This window comes from Pseudohongiella sp. SYSU M77423 (genome assembly GCF_029911965.1).
Classification (GTDB): Bacteria; Pseudomonadota; Gammaproteobacteria; order Pseudomonadales; family Pseudohongiellaceae; genus Pseudohongiella.
Map to the genome: position 1 here is coordinate 522,604 of NZ_JARYTH010000002.1, position 19,579 is coordinate 542,182.

Below are 19,579 nucleotides of genomic sequence, written 5' to 3' on the forward strand. Positions count from 1 at the left end.
GCAAACCCATGCCTGATACGCAAAAGAAATTGAATCTTGCCGCCTGGGTGCTGGTGGTGCCAGCCACGCTGTTCCTGCTGCTGGCAGGCTCTACCAAAATGCTGGGCGCCAATCCGTTGGCCAGTATCGATGCCATGGCACCCTGGGTGTTCTGGATCGGTCTCGGTGAGGTAACTGCAGCGCTGCTGTATGCGGTGCCAAGAACATCCATCATCGGCGCCTTGTTTCTAAGCGCCCACCTGGGCGGCGCCATTCTGTTCCATATCATCCGCGGCGAGAACTTTTTTGGCCCGGTGCTGACAAGCTTCTGGTTTCAGTCGCTGATGCTGCTCAGCGTGTGGGTGGTGGTTTTCCTGCGCTACCCGGCAATTGTGTCAAACTTTCAGTCCGACTCAAGCAGTTGATAGCTGTCGCGCTCAAGGCGAATCAGTAATTGTTTATAACCGGATAGCACCGATGCGTGCTGTCCGGCTGGCGACAGGTAATTGGCAAACAGCAAGACTGTCTCAGCACTTCGGTGCCAGGAAGGTCTCTGAACTTCAGTTACCACGTACGCGGGTGCGATCTGCAGACTGACGACAGACAGCCTGTCTGCATGAGCCGCCAACAACTCGGCTCTTCGCTCAAACCAGTCAGGTCCGGACAGTGACTTCAATTCTGAGGTCAAGACTGGATCATTAACAGCGACAAGATCAACAGCGATTGCCGAACTCTGATTGCTGTCCGCCATTGACTCTATACGGATTGCGTGCGGCTCGGCAACCGAGCACCCGACGACCAGAAACATGATCAAATGCAAATTTCTCAATCGCCACAAACGGGGATCAAATCTCAATCCGACCTCCTGATTATTATGCTGTGAACGGTTCACAATCTATTTGCAGCTCTCTCCTTACATCTGTTGAGTCAGCCACGACTCTTGGTCAAACTCCTGGCTTCCAAGCTGGTTTCGAAATGCACTTGGCGTGACGCCATGTTTCTCCTTAAACGCCTTGTTAAATGAAGATAACGAGGCATACCCAACCTCGAAAGCGATATTGGATATCTGTGTATCAAACTCCGAGGGATCCATCAGGCGCGCGGTGGCTTTGTTGATACGATACTCATTAAGAAACTGGTTAAAGTTACGGTAGTGCATTTTTTTGTTTATGAAGCGCCGCAGCAGATATTCCTGAATTCCCAAAGCCATCGCCAGGTCTTTAATCGTAAGACCGAGTTTGGTGTAAAGCTGATCCTTTTCCATTGCTGACTTCAGACGCTCCAGAAGAGCTTTATCAGACCGACTTTCAAAATCAGTAAGATTGATATTATGTGCCACACCGACCGCCTTGTTTCTGATCAGTTGCGACGAATCGTGATGAAGCCGAAAGATGACAATATTAAAAAACAGTGCACAAGCAAAAATAACAGTAAAAAATCCAATTCGTACAGCGCCGGGGACGGAATAGAAAAAACCAGAGGCGACAATCACACCGACTATTAAACCCATGGAAACAACAAAAGGCCCCCTCAGTCGCCTGCGTGACTCTACAAGATCAGAATTGAAGTGCTTTAGCGCCAGATATATCGCATGTACCGTAAATCCAAGCATGACAGCCAGAGGCAGTTGCATAAGCAATAGCTGCGATAAAAAAGGAATCTCGCCCGTGGTAGAAATCAGGATCGAGCCGATCACTCTCAGGCTCACATAAACCGCTAGCGTAGCCCAGGCCCAGGCAGGCGTGCCATGTTGGTCCATGAATAGATTTCGACTGATCAACCACAAGAGAAAGGGAGTACTACTGGCGAACGCTCGAAAAGTTTGCTGCGCCGCCGTGGGAGCAAATTCTGTGACGGGCATCACAAGAATGATATAGAAAATCAGACCCACGCTGTATAGCGCCATCAGGCGTGCCAACGTCTGGTGACGATAGTGCACGAGGCTGCTCAGTCCCATGAACAACAATTGGGAGACAGCGAGTGCACTAACGGAATAGTGCAATACGATCTGCATTAAAGCCTGACTTTTATTGTTTGTTATCCTTCGAAGATAATCGACCTGAATTGAATTGGCAATAACTACAACCGCCATTTTCCAGTTTCATCGTGACCCAGTTCGCATTGCGGAACAAAATTTAAAATACGTCGGCTGACGTATTCTGTAATCGAACGTTTCCATAGTTCGTCAGAACTTTTTTCATTTTACGCAAGACATCATTGCAAGCCTTGTATGGTAATGCGATTGAGCGTTCTGTTCCGAAAACGATCAATAACAATAATCAGACGAGGCCCAAGATGCTTTCTCACCTGCCAAATCAGTTACCCTGTTTCAAAAGAAAGACCGGCTTGCTGTGTACAGCCATTTCAATGACTCTCTTTACCCTGTCGACACAAGGTCATGCTCAATCTGACTCACCCGAGGTGGAAGAGATAATCGTTACAGGATCATTCATCCGCCGTAGTGAAGGCCTGAATGCCGCATCACCAGTAACTCAGCTCAATGCCGAAGACCTGGAAGCCCAGGGTACTGTCAATATGGCTCAGGTTGTGCAAAATCTGACCTTTAACAACGGCACTGCTGTGACCAATTCCATTCAGGGTGTCACAAGTACTACCTCTAATTTCAATTTGCGCGGCCTGGGACCTCGCGCCACGCTGACACTGATCGACAGTAAACGGATAGCTACTGATAACGTACAGTCCATGCTGCCAGCTTCCGCCTTGCAACGAATAGAGGTTGTAACCGACGGGGCCGCGGCATTGTACGGAACGGATGCAGTCGCGGGAGTTGTCAATCTTATCCCGTATACATCCTACGACGGCGTCAAGCTAGAGTATTTTGAAGAAGGCGACAGCCGCGGCGACTACAGCAAGTCAGAGATTTCATTCCTCGGTGGACGCAGCCTTGGCCCCGTCGACCTCGTCGTGGCAGGTTCCTACGTTGATGCCTCCACTCTGGAATGGGCGGAGCGCCCGGACTATGTTCGCTCAGGTCTGACACACAATGGCGGCTCCAATCCCGGCAACTTTCTGGTCCCCAATCGCGATGCAAACGGCAATCTGACGGGCACCGCAGGAAGCCGGGTCGATCCCAGTTGCGGGTATCAGACTGAACCAGACCAGGTAAGCCCTGGAAACAATCCCTGGGGCAATCCACTGGGTGGCCGCTGCTTTTTCAGCTTTGGCGATACCCGTGATTTCCAGCCAGAGTTTGATACAGCCTCGCTTTACGGAAATCTGAACTGGGATATTAACTCTGAGACCAGCTTCAGGTCCCAGTTAATCTGGAATCGACAGGTAACACGCAACCGGAACAATACCGGCAATCCTGGTGCCAGGACTGCCGACATCCCCGTAATACGCGGCGAACTGCCGGGCAACACCTTCCGGGCCAGAAGCTCTACTGGCGCAGATCTGTTTGCTGAGCCCCTCAGGGATAGTTCGGGAGCGATCGTCACTGACGGCTATGGACGCCCCCTGCCGCGAAGGGACGCATCGGGTCAGGTACAGCTGGCCAATAACCGTTTTGCATCAATTGATAACGATCCGCTGGGCGGGGTCCCGTTCAGTGAGGATGTCACTATCAATGGATCGCAATGGCTGCCATTCGGCAAATCAGCTGCCAACACGCTGCCGACTGAAATGGCCAGACACGGCGATGTTCAGATCAATCATGGCGACCGGCGCGCATTTCGATTCGCGGCTGGGCTGGATTTCGCGGTGCCGTACCTGGAAGGCTGGGAAGGAACCACCAATTATGTTTACAGCCACTACGACAATGTCAGCAACAGTACCCAGCAATTTAGTCTGGGTGCCCTGGCACAAGGTCTGAACTGTGACGTCATTAACGATGTCGATAGCTGCTTTAACCCTTTCGGCGCCATTGATCCGCGCTACAGAACTCCACAGCATGTTGCCGATGCCATCTTCACCCAGGATCAATTAGACGACCGGGATTCACTGCAGACCTTCGACCTGATTGTGAACGGCCAGGTACCCCTGGGCGAGTTCGAACTTCCGGGCGGGCCAATAGCAATGGCAACGGGTTACCAGCGTCGTCAGGAAACAGACAAGGATGGCCCTACCGCCACTTCAATTCGCAATGACCAGTTGATCGGTGTGCAGGCTCTGCCCAACAGCCAGAGCCGTTTCAGTAACTCCTGGTTCGCGGAACTTGCATTCCCCGTCCTGGACAATCTGGAACTATCCGCTGCGGTGCGCGATGAAAGCTTCAGTACCGGGCAAGGCGCCGTGGTGGACAAATTCGGTCTTGTTTACGTGCCTACAGACTGGCTGAGTGTGCGCGCCACCCGCGGCGAGGCCTTTATCGTACCAACGCTGGCTCAGCTGAATTCACCCGAAAGCTGCGGTTTGAGTAATGTGGATGATCTCTTTACTCAGTTCCAGGGTTTTATCACGTCCTGTAGAACCGGTAATCCAGGGCTCACTTCGGAGACCTCAGACAGCCTGTCATTTGGTGTGGACCTGGCTCTCCTTGACAACCTGACCTGGTCGATCACCTGGAGTGAGACTGACTTTGCCGATCGAATCGTCAGCACCACTACCCAGGACATCATTCGCTCGGACTACCGTAATTTCCGCGCCGCCACAGGCTTCAATCCAACGGATGCCAACCCCTATCCGACAATTGCCCAATTGGAAGCCTGGGTTAATGACCCCCGCTCAGACAAACGCATCATTCGTAATCCTGGCGATATCACAACGCCAGATCGCATATTGCAGAGCGATTCGAATGCATCATCGATGCTGGTGCGCGCCTGGGATACTCAGCTCGACTACGGTTTCAGCCTGGATGACTGGAATTTGACCGGCTGGGGCGACATCAGTGTCCAGTTGCAGGCCACCTACATGGACACCTATACCTTCCAGCTAGCCGATGACCTGCCCCGCATGGAGGCCGTAGGTAAGCAGAACAACGATTTTGGTGCCGTGCCGACCATTCCCCAGCTCAGAGCAAATCTGCGTATCAACTGGACGATGGGTGGGCATTCGCTAAACGCAACCACCCGTTACATCGACGAAGTGATCTTCGATGCCAATGAGTTCAGTTTTCAGCGATTCTTCCCTGGCGCTGAGTGGGGCGGGCCAACCGACAAGCTGCGAGCCTGGACACAATTGGACATGTTCTATTCCTATCGTGGGCTGGAAGCATTTGGCAGCGATATCAGTCTCTCCATTGGCGCTCGCAACCTGACTGACCGTATGCCACAAAAGACAGGCATGATTGCCGGTGTCGCTGCCGAATCACAGGATGTGCTGGGACGTGTGGTTTATGCGCGGGTAGCGTTCAGCTTTGAGTAGGTGACTTAGCCGTCGCAGAAACGGCCCCGCTCTGCAGCAATGCAGAGCGGGTTTTCTTTGTAAAATGCCCGACTGTCCCAAGCTGCCCTACAAATAGACGTATTTTGGGTTATCCTACGGCAAGCCAGCCATTCCAATAATAGAAAAAGTCCAGGAATAACTCATGAAACTACCCACACCGCCGCCCTGCTTCAAAAAACTGTTCAGCGCTTTATTCATAGCCTGCCTGGCAATGCCATTACACGCCGATTCCTGGCCCCAGGCCGAAGTCGGCGCCGAAGCCGCCGGTTTCACTGCAGAGGGAATCGAAAGACTGGACGACGCCATGCGCGAGATCGTGGCGAATCAGGACGTGGCCGGCATGGTCTGGATGCTGGGCAAGGATGGTCAGATCGCCACCTTCGAGGCTGCCGGACTCGCCAGTGTTGATGATCAGACACCCATGACCAAAGACTCACTGTTTCGAATTTACTCCATGAGCAAACCGGTAACCGGCGTTGCCATGATGATGCTCTGGGAGCAGGGCCTGTGGGATTTTGATGATCCGATCAGCAAGCATGTCCCTGAGTTTGCCAATCTGAAAGTGCTGGTCAGCTACGACAACAATGGCAATGTCGAACTGGAAGACCTTGAACGCCAGCCCACCATGCGTGAGCTGATGAGCAACACCGCTGGTTTTGCATACGGTCTGTTTGGCAATGACCCGGCGAATCAGGCATTCCGCGAGCAGGAAGTGCTGGCGTCCAGCGACCTGAATGAACTCATCCAGAAAGTCGCCGCAATCCCGCTGATGGCACAACCCGGCGAGCAGTGGTATTACTCTATTGGCATGGATATCCAGGGCTACATTGTTGAGCAGCTGACCGGCATGAGCTTTGGCGAATATCTGCGGCAGCATCTGTTTGAGCCGCTGGACATGATGGATACACGCTTCTATGTGCTGCCGGAAGATGTCGATCGTTTTGCACAGGTTCACTACTGGGATGCTGAGCGCAATACACTGGCCCAGCAGGCCGAGCGCCCCGATCGACCCAGCTACCTGGACGCTGACAGACTGGAGTCTGGTGGCGGCGGTCTGGTTTCCTCCACTCATGACTACGCACGTTTTATCCAGATGCTGGTCAATAACGGCGAGCTTGATGGCGTGCGTATCCTGAAGCCGGAATCCGTCCGCATCATGAGCACCAACAGCCTGACCGGTGATGAAGACATGCGCTACGGCATTGGTGGTCCCGGCCAGCCTGGACAGGGCTGGGGCGTTGACATGGCCGTGCTTTACGATCCACAAGCCGCCGGTTCACCACAAGGACCAGGCACCTATTATTGGGCAGGCGCTGCCGGCACCTCATTCTGGATTGATCCGGTCAATGACATTTTCTGGCTGTCCATGATTCAGGCTCAGGGCCCGCGACGCCCTGGCGCAGCCAATATGGGTGAGGTGGCACGCGATATCATTTACGAAAGTCTGGCAGAGTAAGATCAGGGGCCAGCAGATTTATTTTTGCTGGCCCGGCACTTGTCCGAACAATACAGCACCTGATCCCAGTTTTTGGCCCAGGCCTTGCGCCAACTCATTTCCCGACCGCAGGTCTTGCAGGGTTTACTGGGCAGATGTTGTTTGTTGCCTCTAAAGTGTTGTCTCTGACGCTCAGTCACAGGCTATCGCCCTCCCGCCAGATCAATAAACGTCCCTGTTGTATATGAAGCCTCTTCCGACAATAACCACATAATCGCATGTGCCACCTCTACGGGGTGGCCGCCGCGTTGCATGGGAAGCGATTTACTGATGCGATCAACGCGACCTGGCTCTCCACCATCGGCATGCATATCTGTATAGATGAACGCAGGACGCACTGCATTTACGCGAATACCTTCGCCAGCCACCTCACGCGACAATCCAATTGTCAGCGTATCAACGGCGCCTTTGGAGGCAGCATAGTCAACATATTCACCAGCCGAACCAAGTCTGGAGGCCGCGGATGATACATTGACAATCGCACCGCCCTGCCCGCCATGTCGCGTTGACATGCGTTTTACCGCCTCACGGGCACAAAGAAAGCTTCCAATAACATTGGTAGCCAGTATCCGGTTTAGCCTCGCGGCATCGATGTCCTCGACACGCGTCTGCTTTTCCAGAATTCCCGCGTTGTTGACCAGCGCGGTGACTGGCCCAAAAGCATTGTCCACATCTGCAAAAAGGCTAATGACATCTGACTCGCTGGACACATCTGCCGCTACTGCAATCGCGCGTCCACCGCCATGCTCAATTTCAGAGACCAGGGACTGCGCAGCTGCTTGGTTCCTGTGATAGTTAACACAGACAGCGTAACCGCGTTCGGCGGCAATGCGGGCAGTCGCCGCACCAATACCGCGGCTCGCACCGGTAACAATTAAAACGCCTTGTTTGCTGTTGGTCACGTTAAAAACCTGCTCCAATCTGATTGTCATACTATCGGTATATTTATAAATATTTTCAATATCTTGATTGTAATCGTTGCTGCCCAAACAGCTTGGACGTATTCGGATCAGAGGCTCGAAGCTATCTGAACCGTGTGATTGGAGCACTGCATGTTTATGCTGGTACCATGGGGCTGACATTCACTTTTACAGGACCTTGGCATGGCCTCCCGAATACCCAAGCCAGCCTTCACAATTCGCGATGCAGTCACCGCGGATTTGCCAGTGCTGGTGGATTTTCTGACCAGGCTCGCGCTGCATGTGAACGGTGGATTGGAAATGCAGCTCAAGGAGTCAGAGTATCAACGCCTGTACGAAGTGCTGGAGACGGCGCTTGAGTCGCCAGACAAACGTATTGTGGTCGCGGATTTGCCCGGTGTCGGACTGATTGGCATGGGTGACGTCACCGTCTGGTCCAGCCAGAGTATCTGGGAGCAGGCCACTGTGGCAGAGTATCGCTCGGCAATCATTGACGATATCTGGGTGGAGCCCGATTATCGTAAATTCGGTGTCTTCCGGTCATTGTTAAAACGCCTGGTTGAATTTGCAGATGAACGTGGTGCCTACGACCTGGTGCTGGAGTACTCCTCATCAAACAAAGAAGCTAAACAGGCATGGACGCGTCTTGGCTTCGTAACAACCGGCATTCGCGCCGCCGCCTTCACACAAAATGTGAAGGAAGCGCTGAAGTGAGACGAGTGACACCACTTGAAAACAGCCGAACTCGCTGACACAACAAAAAGGGGAAATCAGCTGATGACTACACGCACTGTCAATGTGTTTTACGATGAGGTCATGCTTGGCCACAACCCTGAGGTTGACGTGCCCTACGTCCCCAGCCGCGTGGAAAAACGCGTCAGGCACATCCTCAGCGAGCTGGACTTCAAGTGGAGTTATCCTGAACATCCGGGCCGCATTTCTGCAGTCAAATCCTACTTGGATGAAAACCCCATACCTGGCGTGCAGTACCGAACCGGACCAAAAGCGAGCTACAAACAACTGGCACGCGTTCACACCAGTGCCTATCTGGATTATCTGTTCTCTCTGACCGGCAAACGTGCCTGGCTGGACTCGGATACAACCGCCGTATCGCCGGACAGCATTGAGGCAGCCGTCATGGCCGCAGGGCTGGCTATCGCCGCCGTAGAATCGGTGGTTAAAGGCAAGTCTGACAGTGCATTTGCACTGGTCAGGCCACCGGGCCATCACGCAGAGCCGGTGCGCGCGCGTGGATTCTGCCTGATCAATAATGTTGCCGTGGCGGCCGCGCACGCGCACGCCAAGTTAGGTTGCGAACGTATTCTGATCATCGACTGGGATGCGCACCATGGCAATGGCACTCAGGATATATTTTGGGCTGACTCCAGTGTGCTGTTTTTTGATACTCACTGCGCCGCGCCTTTCTACCCAGGATCGGGCCACCTTGAAGAAGTTGGCGCAGGCATCGGCGAGGGTTACACCATCAATGTGCCACTTCCGGAATCGGCAGGTGATGTGGCATTCGAAAAGGCCTTCAGAGAGATTCTCGTTCCAGCAGCCGACCATTTCAAACCGGACCTGGTGCTGGTTTCAGCGGGTTTTGACCCCCACCGCAACGATATGGCCCTGAACCTGACTTATGATGGCTTTAAGGTCATCACCAGCATTGTGCAGAGGATTGCAGAAAAACATTGCGATGGCAGGTTGGCGCTGGTCCTGGAGGGCGGGTATAACCTGACCTCCCTATCACAGGGCGTACATGCAGTTCTTGAGGTACTGGCAGGCGGCGAGGTGCCGCAAGTCAGTGCAACTGGCGTCAAAGAGGTCGAAGAAGCCGCAGAATTTCATTTGTCGGCCTTCACCGACCAAGCGCATGAAGAAACAACGTAACGCAGGAAAAAGTTTTACGAAGGATCAGCACACACGCGGTTGCGACCTTCGTCCTTGGCTCGATAGAGGTTCTTGTCTGCTCTGGCTATCAGAGTTTCAGGATTTTCTTCGCCAGCGTATTCGGCCACACCCAGGCTGATTGTGATGCTTAATGACAGACCATCAATTTCAAAAGGTCTGGCGCTGACAGCACGTCGGATACGCTCAGCAGCAAGAAGTGCCTGTTCTGCATTTATCTCAGGCATCAGTATCAGAAATTCCTCCCCGCCCCAGCGCACAGCGCGATCTTCATCGCGTATGGTTTCACTGATCCGGATGGCAAGCAGGCGCAGTACCGCATCACCAACATTATGACCGTGATCATCATTAACGCGCTTAAAGCGGTCCAGGTCGGCCATCACCACAGAAAATGTCTTGTTGTATCGCCGTGCCCGGGCAATTTCGCTGTGTAATTGTGGCTCGACAAAGCGTCGATTGTTCATTCCGGTCAACGGGTCAGTTGCAGCCGACTTGCGCAACTCAACTTGCTGTTCAAACAGGGCGGTTCGGGTGCGGAACAGCAGTTCTGAGATGATCAGCGCGATGATCAGTGAGGTGACTACGTTATAAAGGACATAGCTGCTATCGCGAAACGACTGATCCAGCCACCCCATCAACAGCAAAGTGGCAATAAAAGGTACGCCAAAAATCAGCAACAACTCGCGAGCCCCACGCAGGCAGGCAGGCGCCGCAGCGAAGATAATAATGATCAGTCCATTCACCATCAGGGTGACATTGCCATCAGGTGCGAAATAGTTGCTGATGAAAAGTCCAAACATCATCAACATCACGTTCATAACCAGCAGGCGCAACATTAAAGGTGCGCCCTGCCCATCCTGCCGCCTGAATATACACAACAGTCCGAACAGCGCCGTTATCACAGCCAGAGCACGCCAGGCTGCATTGCTCCACCACAAGGAAGGAATGCCATCAGTCCACATCAGGTCCAACACCTGATAAATCGGCAATAGAAGTACAGCCAGCAGCGAGTAGGCCAACAGCATCTTGCGGGCAAACTCACGGTGCTGCTGATCAATCTCTGGGTCGTTCAACATGCTGACCGGTGCCCCAGGCTCATAAATACTCTCAATTTCTGCATTCGATTGTGGTTGAACGACGCGTTTTGCTACTCAAGGTCGTTATATAAAACGCTACTTTATAGAACACGTGATCAGGGATGTCCATATTCACATGGAGCTGCGAAGTTTAAGGGGCACAGTGGCGGCTGGTCACAATCAAAACCAATAAGGCAGATATCACTCAATGAGTTGAGCGAGAACTTCAAGCGTGTGAAAGAATAAGCAGCCTTCCAGCATCAGCCTGTCCTGGCAGACCAAACACTCAGATTCGAGGCAGCAGTTCACGGAGGCCCTGAAGCCGGAAGGTTAATGCGGTGTCGTCTGTCATTGTGAACTCAACATCCAGAATCTGCTCACCGAGCCTTATGATATCTGTATATAGACCAGTGCTTGTCTCAAACCGGCCGCTGCAGCGTTGTTGTGTGGGATTTGCCCCGGGCACAGGAGCCGACGCTCTGCTGGCCTGTAACTGAATTTCACCTTCACCCACGGAAGTAATCACAAACGTAACGTCTGTATTCTCAGCAAAACCGGGGTCAGGTTCACCTCGTGTCGTTACCCTGACACATGAATACAGACGTTGTTCGCCATCGCCGATCGTGCCTATGCGCTGGTAAGGCAGCTGATAGTCCGGATGCGCCTGAACGCCATTCAGACTTGAAAGCCATCGCCTGCGACCATCCGGCACGTAGGATGACACGGTTTTGATGTCAGCACTGGATTGAATGGGCACCGTGACTGTCACTTTCAATAAGGTCTGGAAACCTTTCCCTGCTCTGGTATTTTGCTCCAAGCCAGGTCTGTTTTCGTATCGTGCCGCCTTGTCATTTATTTGAATGAAAAATTCGTGTATTCCCGGACGCTTAAAGTCTATTTGTTGCCACGCAGACTGCATGTTGCCGCCCAGGTCTTCTGTCAGATGGTAGTCTGCAATGCCATCACCGTCCTTGTCGCTGCGGGGCTCCGGCAAATGCCAACGCACAATAATGTCGTCACCCTCTGGATCGTCTGCAAAAACTTTCACATTGATGCTATAGGGCGTATCCGCCTTTTCAACAAGTGCTCTGGCTTCTGGGATGCGGTTGTATTGCCGGAAAGCATCCACTTCAAATGAGGTAGCGAACAGAAGCTCAGGCTCGGAAACCAGCGCACTGTCTTCGCGCAGGAAAACTGACCAGGTACCTGGAAAATCCTTGAAATAGCTGGCCAAACCCAGGGCCTTGAGGTAGTAACACCAATGGCAGCCCGGCGCAAAAGGCAAACTGGAATGCAGCATCCCGTCTGGACCCACAATATCAAGCCGCGCTCGCAAACCGTCAGTCGACAGGACCGGCGTCTTCAGAATTAACCAGGAATCGTCGGGAGTGTCATCGTTGATCACTGAAGCGGCGGTCATACTGTCGGAATCTTGAAAACTTCCGAGTAACAGACTGGCAGCCTCCGACCCCATAAATCGTCTGACTTTCGCTGCAGATGCGGCAGGCGGTTGTATGTAGCTTGAGTCGAAAGCCGCATCGGGATGACCATACAGCACCTGAACAGCACGTACATCGTCAGCCATAGGAAATGCCATTCTGTTGTAGGGGTTCGCAAACATGATGGAGTTCGGATTTTCAGAGTGCCCCAAACCCAGGAGGTGGCCCAGTTCGTGAGTAAGAATCGACATCATTTCGTATGGATCTGAGGACCAGGTGCCGGCGCTATTAAGGGTTAAATCACCACCTGAAAACTCGAAATATCCACGACTTTCCAGATAATCACCAAAATCTGGGCCGGCCCTGCCGGCCCAGGTCTCACCCGCAGCATGTTGCCAGCTAACGATAACATCTGTCTCGTCAGGAGCAGCAACTGAGGCCAGCTCGACGTCAAATCTGATCCCACTAACTCTCTCCCAGCGCTGCGCAGCCTCCCGCAACATCTCCAGCATAGCTTCGCTATCAGAATACGCTGAATGCGCACCTGCCGGCTTATAACGCAAGTTGACGGAATCGAGCCAACGGCCGAGGAAAGTTGATATGCTCAGCGCTGGAAGCTCGTATTGCTGGCGGACGTCCGAGACTGGGGGCTCAACGGTGGCGTGTGCGATTGACATAAACAACGCGAAAAACGACACGATGACGGCCATTACCAATCTGTGGCGTTTGATTTGACATGGCACCCAGGCAGTGAAGCAACACACTTGCGCGTTCTTGAGTATCGCCGCCCACATGTTCATGACTGGATGGCGGCCTGCGGACCGCTCATATCTTCTGAAGTGAATTGCACAAACTCGTTTCTGATGGCAATGCCGAGTGCCACACTGAACCAGAGTAAAATAGTGCCAAATTGCTCGACCCCTTCAAAACCACCACCCTCCGGCGCAACAATAAGGTCCGAGAGCGAATTGGCTTGCAGCAACAGACTGGCTATCTGTAATTCCTCGCTACTAAATATGATCGATACCATCACGACTTGTGAAAGTGAGACCAGGGTCGCAAACCCGGCGAAAATAATAAAGATCCAGGCCAACACAGTCACAAATGTCGATCCAGGTTGCATAGTGAGATTCTCGGCTACGAGCCATGGCCCGGGACTAAGATAGTCAGCAATAAGACCAGACGATCAAGCTCGGTACAACTAGCCGATAGTCTAATAGCTGAGGCCATCTGGTTGACAGGCACAACAAGCTCGGTACCGGGCAGGCAAGCAGTGATATTCGTGCTGACCAGCCCGGCTTTCAGTTTCTCGACCGAAGCGCAGCCTCATACGCCAGGGCCGCCCAGTGCCGCATTTCTGACGGGTCTTCCAGGGCTTCTTCGGGCGCCTGATAGTAGGACATGCCGACCATCTTCTGACCTTTCTGGTACATGAACTGCGACATACCACGATGCCTGAACTTACTGACCGTCACAGCGTCGACCTTCAGATAGAGCATGTCATCTGCGACCAGACCGATCATCAGATCATTGTGATAGATGCCATGACCGCCGAACATTTTCCTCGCGCGAATGTCGCCAAACTCGGCAAACATCTCTTTCAGGAATTCAATGTAATTACTCATGATGCATCCGAATCATCGGTCTATTCAGACTTCAGCAGGAAGCCTCATCATCGAGCCAGCCAATCACCTCGCCAAGCATCTTCTTGACAGGCCGTCTCAGGCCGCACCAGATCGCTGACGATATTCTTTGGGGGTGACACCTGTATGCTGTCGGAAAGCCCGATTAAATGGGCCAAGAGAGTTAAACCCGCAATCGTAAGCAATACTGGCAATGGTCATGCGCTGACGCTCCGGATCCTCGAAAAGGCGTTTGGCCCGTTCTATCCTGAAGCTGTTCACCAGGTGGTTAAAGTTCCGGTAGCCAAGGTGGCTGGTAATACACCGCGTTACCTTGTATTCCTGGTCCCCAGTGTGTTCTGCCAGATCAGCCACTTTCAGATAGCTTGACGTCAGCAGTTTATCGTCCTTCAGGGCGGTGAGAATCCGGCTGGCCAGCTCAACCGACTCCCCTTCGACAGAGCTCGCGCGTTGGTTTCTCCCCGGCCCGGCAGTTTCATGCAGCGGGTGGCGCAAACGAAACTGCACAGCCAGTAGGCTAATTATCAGCGTAAGCAGCGCGCAAAGGGTCAGCATGGTGTCCTGCCACTCTGCCGCAATAGAACCTGGCGCGGCCCCTGACACCCACAGCAGTGAAACACCAACGAGAAGGCTGAATCCAGCTAAAAAAAGCACTCTGACACGGCGCTCCGCCGCGTTTGGCTGTCCCGAAAACCCATGCAGGGTCTCACGCCAGACAAATGCGATAGCGGTAAAACAGACCAGCGCTTCGGCATTGCGGATGATGCGACCAGCCTCCGTGGCAAACACGGAAGCCCCGCTAAACGGGGTCAACGCAGCGGCGGCTTCAATAGCAATAACAAGCGGTACCAGACTGAATACGCCTACGCCCAGGTGTTTACGGTCACGAAACAGTGCTCTGCTAAGAAACCATAACCAGGCACAGGGACCAGCGCCGGTGATGACTAGTGCGACGTAGGTAAATCCGGTATCAGTCGGATAATAACGGGCGAGAGATGCACTCAGGGTGGCCAGGGCGAAACACCACCAAAGCAGCACAACTGGTTCAATATCCTTTAAGCGGTAAATCAGTGAGGTAGCAACTGACGCCGCGTCCCGGGGCCTTCCAGCTGTTAGTTCGTCAGGCAGCGAGCTGATTTTCCACATAGTCGTCAACTTAAAACTGGTCGATTTCCAAAACGGCAAGACTACGATCTGGCAATGCGGATACTGGGTGGCGTAGTCCTGCATTCGTGGTGAGTCAGGACGATAGTACCACAAGGGAGAAAGTCAGTTATGACATCACAAGCGATGCTCGATTCGGGGTGGCGGTCCCCGGTGTTTGCCAGCAAGGCCTTGGATGCAGCCGCCAGATGCTGGTTTGCGACAGTCCTGCTGGGACAGGCGATATTTTCTATGTATATCGTTATGTTCTACTACGGTTCCACCCTGCAGGGTAATTTTGCGCGATTCAATCAGGTGATGCCGGCCGGCTACATCGAGGGCGACGGCCCGGGCAATGTCGCCGTGATTACGCATGTGATGTTTGCTGCGCTGATTACAATGGGTGGCTTGCTTCAGCTGTTACCGGGTATTCGTCGGCGTCTGCCCGCTTTGCACCGCTGGAACGGCCGTATTTATGTTCTGATCGCAATCGTAATGAGCCTGAGCGGTGCCTACATGATTGTGACGCGAACTGACCTGGTAGCTGGCGGTGCATTCGGACATACGGCGCTTATGATTAATGGCGGCATCATATTGCTCTGCGCGGTCATGGCATTCAAATTTGCGCGCCGAAGACAGTTTGCAAGCCACCGTGTCTGGGCCCTGCGTCTGTTCGTGGCGGTCAGTGGTGTGTGGCTGTTCCGGATTGGCATGATGGCCTGGCTGGGCCTGCACGGAGCACCCGTCGGTTTTGACCCGGTGAGTTTTACAGGGCCATTTTTGACAGCGCTGCATACACTGACGTATATCGTCCCCCTGCTTTTTCTCGAAGTGTATCTGCGGGCAAAGGCACACGGGTCGGCAACTCAGAAGCTGATGACCGCCAGCGGCGTGGCTCTGCTCAGTGTTGTTATGCTGGGAGGCGTGCTGAGTGCAACATTCGGGATGTGGCTGCCGCGCATCTGACTGACCGCGCAGCAGGCTTGTGGTCGCTGCATTGCCAGGCGTCGACAAAGAGGGTAGCTTGCCAACATGAACTCAAGGCAAACACCAGACACAGTTCTGCTCGACTTCTCCAATAGCGTGCCCCAAACCAACTGGCGCGCCATAGACGATGAGGTCATGGGCGGCCGTTCGAACAGTGCTCCTGATATCGCCAACGGCTGCCTGCACTTTTCTGGTGTCATTTCGCTGGAGAACAACGGTGGCTTTGCATCCATCCGCGGGCAGCACCGTCAGGATTTGAGCAAGCTGCATGGATTGATGCTCTGCGTTTGTGGTGATGGTCGCCGCTACCAGTTCCGGCTGTACACGGACGCCTCTTACCAAGGCTCCAGAATTGCCTACAGTTTCGGTTTAGATACCGTTAAGGGTCAGTGGCTAGAGATACCCATTCCATTTTCCGGTCTGAAGCCTGTTTTTAGGGGCCGCAACCTGCCTGGCCCCGTATTTGATGCCGCAAAAGTCGAACAGATAGGCTTTCTGCTGGCAGACAAACAGGTTGGCTCGTTTCATCTTGCCGTGGCATGGATCGCCGAGCTCTGATCACAGCGTCGCATCTATTTCTATCTGCAGCATTCTGCTCAAGACGCCACGCCCGCCTGCTGACAGAGACGTGATTTGAGTACCCGATTTCTCAAGTGAAACGTGGATACAACTAGGCGACGGATTTGGCATGCAGTAGCCCTGCTCAATTTCAAAAGCTCTTTTGTGAATACCCAGATGGTCGTGGAGAAAAGAGGCCAGTGGCCCTGCGGCCATCCCAGTGGCCGACTCTTCCTGGATGCCGTAGCGCGGCGCAAACATCCGGGCGGAGGCATCTCTGCCGGCATGGCAGGTTTCCTGCGCAAACACATAAAACCCGATTAAGTCCCACTTCTCCGACAATTCTTCGATCAAAATCTGATCGGGTTGAATGCGCTTCAATGTTTCCAGATCCCGAACGCCCACCAGGACAAATGAGTTTCCGGTATTGGCGATAATTGGAGCTACCGTCACGCTGCCGCCTGCAAGCCGCAGTGATTTCAAAATGGCTGTTTCGTCCTCAGTGACGTCAATGTACTTAGGCTTGAGTTGCTCCATGTAAGCAAAGCCATTCTGCATCCGGATACTTCTGCAACCATCAATGGTCTCTTTCGACGTATTTGCGGCCGGCACCAAGCCCTGCTCTGCCAGGTAACTGAATGTCGCGATCGTCGCGTGTCCGCAGTGAGCAATCTGTCGTGTCGGGGTAAAAAACTCCAGTTTGAAGTCCGCCACCGAAGACTTCGAGACGAAGGCGGTCTCTGACAGGCCCACTTTTCTGGCGATCTCCCGCTTTTGAATAGATGTCAGACTATCCGCATCAAGTACAACGCCCGCCGGATTTCCACCGATAGTATTTTCCAAAGCTGCGCCATTCATTGCGGCACCAGTATCAGCCGCACCATCGACAAACGCATTAACCACTGCGACATTAATTTGCATTTCAACTTCCTGTCATCTCTATCTCAATTCAAGCCCAACTTCAGTTGCCTCACTCAGATCCAGCGCATACAACTCCCAGCTGCAGTCATGTCGGGCACCCAGCGTTTGATAAAACCTTTTGGCTGGCAGGTTATCGGACAGCACGTCCCAACGAATCCTACGTCCACCCCGTGCCCTGCACTCAGCAATCAATTTATTCATCAAACATCTGCCCACGCCGGCGCCACGGAAATCCGTCTCGACATACAGTTCTTTCATGTAGACCCAAGGGGTCAGGTCGTAAGTGAATGGCAGGTGATAGTAGGTCAGGATACCCACCAGCCTGCCCTCGACGCTGGCAACCAGTACATTGAAGCTGCGTCGTTCAAACAGACCTTCATACAGTGCTGCCTCAGTGACTCTGAATCTTTCAGCATAACCTTCAAATTCTGCCAGCCCCTGCATTAAGCCGAGTACAGCCCGACTGTCGTCGGGCTCTGCGTGACGGACAACAATATTGCTAGACATTTTTACCAACTTCCAGGCTGAAGCCTTCATCCAGCCAGCCGGTGACACCACCGATCATTTTTTTTACGGGGCGCTGCAGACGTGCCAGACGGATCGCGGCCTTGTCGGCGCCGTTACAGTGCGGGCCGGCGCAGTAGACAACAAACAGGGTGTCCGCCGGGTACTGTGCGAGTGTTTCCACGCCGATCCTGCTGTGCGGCAGATTAATGGCGGCCGGCACATGCCCCTGCTGGTAACTCTCCTCGCCTCTGACATCCAGAATCACAAAATCCTGCCGCTTGTTGCTGATGGCATGGTGTACATCCCAGCAGTCTGTTTCAAATTGAAGCAGCGCCTCATAGTGGGCCAGTGCCGATGCACTGTCGGCGGCGGGTGGTCGGGATACGGCTGATGACATGATGATACCTCCTGTTTACGTTCGGGATTGTCCGTCCCTGTCTGACGGTTCGAAGCTATTGTCTACCGCGTGGAGCTATCAGAATATTGGCTGAAAGGACAATATTCGTATATATTCAGCCAAACACTCAGGGAGACATTAAAATGCATCGTGTGGCCATTCTGGTACACGACCGGATCGCACTGTTTGAACTGGGCTGCGCTGTAGAGCTGTTTGCGCTGCCACGACCCGAGATGGACGACTGGTATCGTTGCGACGTGGTGTCGTTCGCCGAAGGCTCTATTGTCGGCACCGGCGGCGTCAGCATTGCCGTCAAGACAGTCAGCAGCCTTGCTGACTACTCTATGATCGTCATCCCGAGTTGGTCGACCGACGGCAAACCCGTACCCGAGGCCATCCGTTCGGAGCTGATAAACGCCTACAACTCTGACAAACGTATCCTGACCTTTTGCTCGGGCGCCTTCCTGCTGGCGCAGCTGGGAATACTGGATGGGCGCAAGGCGACAACCCACTGGCGTTATGCGGACAAACTCAAGGCGCTTTACCCGCAGATCGAGTATGAAGACGACGTTCTTTACGTCTATGACGGCCAGATTGGCTGCTCTGCAGGTAGCGCTGCGGCCATCGACCTGGGCATGGAGGTGATTCGCAGTGACTTCGGCTACCGTATCGCCAATCATGTGGCACGCCGTCTGGTGATATCCGCCCATCGCCAGGGCGGGCAGTCCCAGTTTGTGGAAACTCCAATGCCAGAGAAGCCCAGCCAGTTTTCCAGATCTCTGGACTGGGCCATGAACAACCTTTCCCGTCCGATTGGCATCGACGAGTTTGCGGAAAAAGCGCGGATGTCGAGACGCACGTTCGATCGTAAGTTCAGGGACACATTTGGCGTGTCCGCCAAGGAATGGCTGACCACACAGAGACTGGACGCCGCGCGTCAGCTGCTGGAAAGCACGCGACATGATGTAGAGAAAGTGGCCGAACTGTCCGGGTTCAGCAATGCAAGCAATCTGCGCCATCACTTTCGGGCGGCGATTGGAGTGTCACCCAGACGCTACCGTGAGCAGTTTGGACGACAAGAGTCTGCGCCGCTGGCGCAGACCCACTAGCACAGTTTTTACTCTTTAAGTTCGTTAGACGCTCGCTCCAAAATCAACGAACCCAGACCACTGCATGATCACGGATGCCACCAGCATTCACAAACACCTTTATAAAAGGCAATATATGGCCTTTTGATATTGATATATCGTATTAATAGGCATA

At 53.4% G+C, this 19,579-nt stretch carries 20 protein-coding genes; 8 read left to right on the top strand and 12 right to left on the bottom strand.

What is annotated here, in order from left to right; translation table 11 throughout:
- Positions 1-8 precede the first annotated feature (8 nt).
- A complete protein-coding gene (locus tag QGM61_RS06165; protein WP_281132353.1) occupies positions 9-404 on the top strand; it encodes a DoxX family protein in 396 nt (131 codons plus the stop codon).
- Here the strand turns inward: QGM61_RS06165 and QGM61_RS06170 are convergent.
- Both QGM61_RS06170 and QGM61_RS06175 read right to left on the bottom strand, forming a co-directional pair.
- Complete coding sequence (locus QGM61_RS06170) at positions 383-835, bottom strand: hypothetical protein (protein ID WP_281132354.1); 453 nt, start codon at positions 833-835, stop codon at positions 383-385. The genes QGM61_RS06165 and QGM61_RS06170 overlap by 22 nt on opposite strands.
- 57 nt (positions 836-892) lie before the next feature.
- Positions 893-2,071, bottom strand: coding sequence for a helix-turn-helix domain-containing protein (locus tag QGM61_RS06175; RefSeq protein ID WP_281132355.1), 1,179 nt, complete (start codon positions 2,069-2,071; stop codon positions 893-895).
- 275 nt (positions 2,072-2,346) lie between these two features.
- On the opposite strand from QGM61_RS06175, the gene QGM61_RS06180 reads away from it, so the two are divergent.
- Both QGM61_RS06180 and QGM61_RS06185 read left to right on the top strand, forming a co-directional pair.
- Positions 2,347-5,301 carry a TonB-dependent receptor domain-containing protein gene (locus QGM61_RS06180; RefSeq protein WP_281132356.1) on the top strand — a complete coding sequence of 985 codons (2,955 nt, stop codon included), beginning with the start codon at positions 2,347-2,349 and terminating at the stop codon, positions 5,299-5,301.
- A 163-nt stretch (positions 5,302-5,464) separates the two neighbouring features.
- Positions 5,465-6,778, top strand: coding sequence for a serine hydrolase domain-containing protein (locus tag QGM61_RS06185; RefSeq protein WP_281132357.1), 1,314 nt, complete (start codon positions 5,465-5,467; stop codon positions 6,776-6,778).
- A gap of 2 nt (positions 6,779-6,780) precedes the next feature.
- Here QGM61_RS06185 and QGM61_RS06190 read toward each other — a convergent pair whose 3' ends face one another.
- The gene (locus QGM61_RS06190) at positions 6,781-6,957 is read right to left on the bottom strand and encodes a DUF2256 domain-containing protein (RefSeq protein WP_237133870.1); all 177 of its coding nucleotides are present in this window, start codon (positions 6,955-6,957) and stop codon (positions 6,781-6,783) included.
- A gap of 3 nt (positions 6,958-6,960) precedes the next feature.
- On the bottom strand, positions 6,961-7,719 hold the full coding sequence (locus tag QGM61_RS06195) for an SDR family oxidoreductase (RefSeq protein WP_237133869.1): 759 nt from the start codon (positions 7,717-7,719) through the stop codon (positions 6,961-6,963).
- A gap of 201 nt (positions 7,720-7,920) precedes the next feature.
- Between QGM61_RS06195 and QGM61_RS06200 the strand changes: the two genes are divergently transcribed.
- Complete coding sequence (locus tag QGM61_RS06200; protein ID WP_237133868.1) at positions 7,921-8,451, top strand: GNAT family N-acetyltransferase; 531 nt, start codon at positions 7,921-7,923, stop codon at positions 8,449-8,451.
- Between the two features lie 63 nt (positions 8,452-8,514).
- Positions 8,515-9,627 carry a histone deacetylase gene (locus QGM61_RS06205; protein ID WP_411268273.1) on the top strand — a complete coding sequence of 371 codons (1,113 nt, stop codon included), beginning with the start codon at positions 8,515-8,517 and terminating at the stop codon, positions 9,625-9,627.
- 14 nt (positions 9,628-9,641) lie between these two features.
- Here QGM61_RS06205 and QGM61_RS06210 read toward each other — a convergent pair whose 3' ends face one another.
- From QGM61_RS06210 to QGM61_RS06230, 5 genes are all read right to left on the bottom strand, one after another.
- Positions 9,642-10,721: a GGDEF domain-containing protein gene (locus tag QGM61_RS06210; protein WP_281132358.1), complete on the bottom strand. Its 1,080-nt coding sequence runs from the start codon at positions 10,719-10,721 to the stop codon at positions 9,642-9,644.
- Between the two features lie 286 nt (positions 10,722-11,007).
- The gene (locus QGM61_RS06215; protein ID WP_317622143.1) at positions 11,008-12,960 is read right to left on the bottom strand and encodes a matrixin family metalloprotease; all 1,953 of its coding nucleotides are present in this window, start codon (positions 12,958-12,960) and stop codon (positions 11,008-11,010) included.
- Positions 12,957-13,262 (bottom strand): hypothetical protein, encoded by a 306-nt coding sequence (locus tag QGM61_RS06220; RefSeq protein ID WP_237133866.1) that lies wholly within the window; start codon positions 13,260-13,262, stop codon positions 12,957-12,959. The genes QGM61_RS06215 and QGM61_RS06220 overlap by 4 nt, the downstream gene beginning before the upstream one ends.
- A gap of 199 nt (positions 13,263-13,461) precedes the next feature.
- On the bottom strand, positions 13,462-13,785 hold the full coding sequence (locus QGM61_RS06225) for a TfoX/Sxy family protein (RefSeq protein ID WP_237133865.1): 324 nt from the start codon (positions 13,783-13,785) through the stop codon (positions 13,462-13,464).
- 96 nt (positions 13,786-13,881) lie between these two features.
- A complete protein-coding gene (locus tag QGM61_RS06230) occupies positions 13,882-14,949 on the bottom strand; it encodes a helix-turn-helix domain-containing protein (protein ID WP_237133864.1) in 1,068 nt (355 codons plus the stop codon).
- A 129-nt stretch (positions 14,950-15,078) separates the two neighbouring features.
- Here QGM61_RS06230 and QGM61_RS06235 point away from each other — a divergent pair, with 129 nt between their 5' ends.
- Both QGM61_RS06235 and QGM61_RS06240 read left to right on the top strand, forming a co-directional pair.
- Positions 15,079-15,912, top strand: a complete 834-nt coding sequence (locus tag QGM61_RS06235) for a DUF2306 domain-containing protein (protein ID WP_281132359.1) — start codon at positions 15,079-15,081, stop codon at positions 15,910-15,912.
- Positions 15,913-15,978: 66 nt separating this feature from the next.
- The gene (locus QGM61_RS06240; protein WP_281132360.1) at positions 15,979-16,491 is read left to right on the top strand and encodes a CIA30 family protein; all 513 of its coding nucleotides are present in this window, start codon (positions 15,979-15,981) and stop codon (positions 16,489-16,491) included.
- Here the strand turns inward: QGM61_RS06240 and QGM61_RS06245 are convergent, their stop codons facing one another.
- Genes QGM61_RS06245 through QGM61_RS06255 form a run of 3 tightly spaced genes read right to left on the bottom strand, consistent with a single transcriptional unit; the run spans position 16,492 to position 18,316 of the window.
- Positions 16,492-17,412 (bottom strand): PhzF family phenazine biosynthesis protein, encoded by a 921-nt coding sequence (locus QGM61_RS06245; protein WP_281132361.1) that lies wholly within the window; start codon positions 17,410-17,412, stop codon positions 16,492-16,494. It lies immediately after the preceding gene.
- Between the two features lie 18 nt (positions 17,413-17,430).
- A complete protein-coding gene (locus tag QGM61_RS06250) occupies positions 17,431-17,919 on the bottom strand; it encodes a GNAT family N-acetyltransferase (RefSeq protein ID WP_237133860.1) in 489 nt (162 codons plus the stop codon).
- Positions 17,912-18,316, bottom strand: coding sequence for a rhodanese-like domain-containing protein (locus QGM61_RS06255; RefSeq protein ID WP_281132362.1), 405 nt, complete (start codon positions 18,314-18,316; stop codon positions 17,912-17,914). Before QGM61_RS06255 ends, QGM61_RS06250 begins: the two co-directional genes overlap by 8 nt.
- Before the next feature lie 143 nt (positions 18,317-18,459).
- Here QGM61_RS06255 and QGM61_RS06260 point away from each other — a divergent pair, with 143 nt between their 5' ends.
- Entirely contained in the window at positions 18,460-19,425 is a 966-nt protein-coding gene (locus tag QGM61_RS06260) for a helix-turn-helix domain-containing protein (RefSeq protein WP_281132363.1), read from the top strand.
- Positions 19,426-19,579 lie beyond the last annotated feature (154 nt).

Excerpts from the sequence above, each read along its gene's own strand:
- QGM61_RS06175 (WP_281132355.1), bottom strand. The coding sequence starts at position 2,071 with ATGGCGGTTGTAGTTATTGCCAATTCAATTCAGGTCGATTATCTTCGA.
- QGM61_RS06260 (WP_281132363.1), top strand. The coding sequence starts at position 18,460 with ATGCATCGTGTGGCCATTCTGGTACACGACCGGATCGCACTGTTTGAA.
- QGM61_RS06240 (WP_281132360.1), top strand. The coding sequence starts at position 15,979 with ATGAACTCAAGGCAAACACCAGACACAGTTCTGCTCGACTTCTCCAAT.
- QGM61_RS06215 (WP_317622143.1), bottom strand. The coding sequence starts at position 12,960 with ATGAACATGTGGGCGGCGATACTCAAGAACGCGCAAGTGTGTTGCTTC.
- QGM61_RS06180 (WP_281132356.1), top strand. The coding sequence starts at position 2,347 with ATGACTCTCTTTACCCTGTCGACACAAGGTCATGCTCAATCTGACTCA.
- QGM61_RS06225 (WP_237133865.1), bottom strand. The coding sequence starts at position 13,785 with ATGAGTAATTACATTGAATTCCTGAAAGAGATGTTTGCCGAGTTTGGC.
- QGM61_RS06230 (WP_237133864.1), bottom strand. The coding sequence starts at position 14,949 with ATGTGGAAAATCAGCTCGCTGCCTGACGAACTAACAGCTGGAAGGCCC.
- QGM61_RS06185 (WP_281132357.1), top strand. The coding sequence starts at position 5,465 with ATGAAACTACCCACACCGCCGCCCTGCTTCAAAAAACTGTTCAGCGCT.
- QGM61_RS06250 (WP_237133860.1), bottom strand. The coding sequence starts at position 17,919 with ATGTCTAGCAATATTGTTGTCCGTCACGCAGAGCCCGACGACAGTCGG.
- QGM61_RS06205 (WP_411268273.1), top strand. The coding sequence starts at position 8,515 with ATGACTACACGCACTGTCAATGTGTTTTACGATGAGGTCATGCTTGGC.
- QGM61_RS06210 (WP_281132358.1), bottom strand. The coding sequence starts at position 10,721 with ATGTTGAACGACCCAGAGATTGATCAGCAGCACCGTGAGTTTGCCCGC.
- QGM61_RS06255 (WP_281132362.1), bottom strand. The coding sequence starts at position 18,316 with ATGTCATCAGCCGTATCCCGACCACCCGCCGCCGACAGTGCATCGGCA.
- QGM61_RS06165 (WP_281132353.1), top strand. The coding sequence starts at position 9 with ATGCCTGATACGCAAAAGAAATTGAATCTTGCCGCCTGGGTGCTGGTG.
- QGM61_RS06245 (WP_281132361.1), bottom strand. The coding sequence starts at position 17,412 with ATGCAAATTAATGTCGCAGTGGTTAATGCGTTTGTCGATGGTGCGGCT.
- QGM61_RS06200 (WP_237133868.1), top strand. The coding sequence starts at position 7,921 with ATGGCCTCCCGAATACCCAAGCCAGCCTTCACAATTCGCGATGCAGTC.
- QGM61_RS06235 (WP_281132359.1), top strand. The coding sequence starts at position 15,079 with ATGACATCACAAGCGATGCTCGATTCGGGGTGGCGGTCCCCGGTGTTT.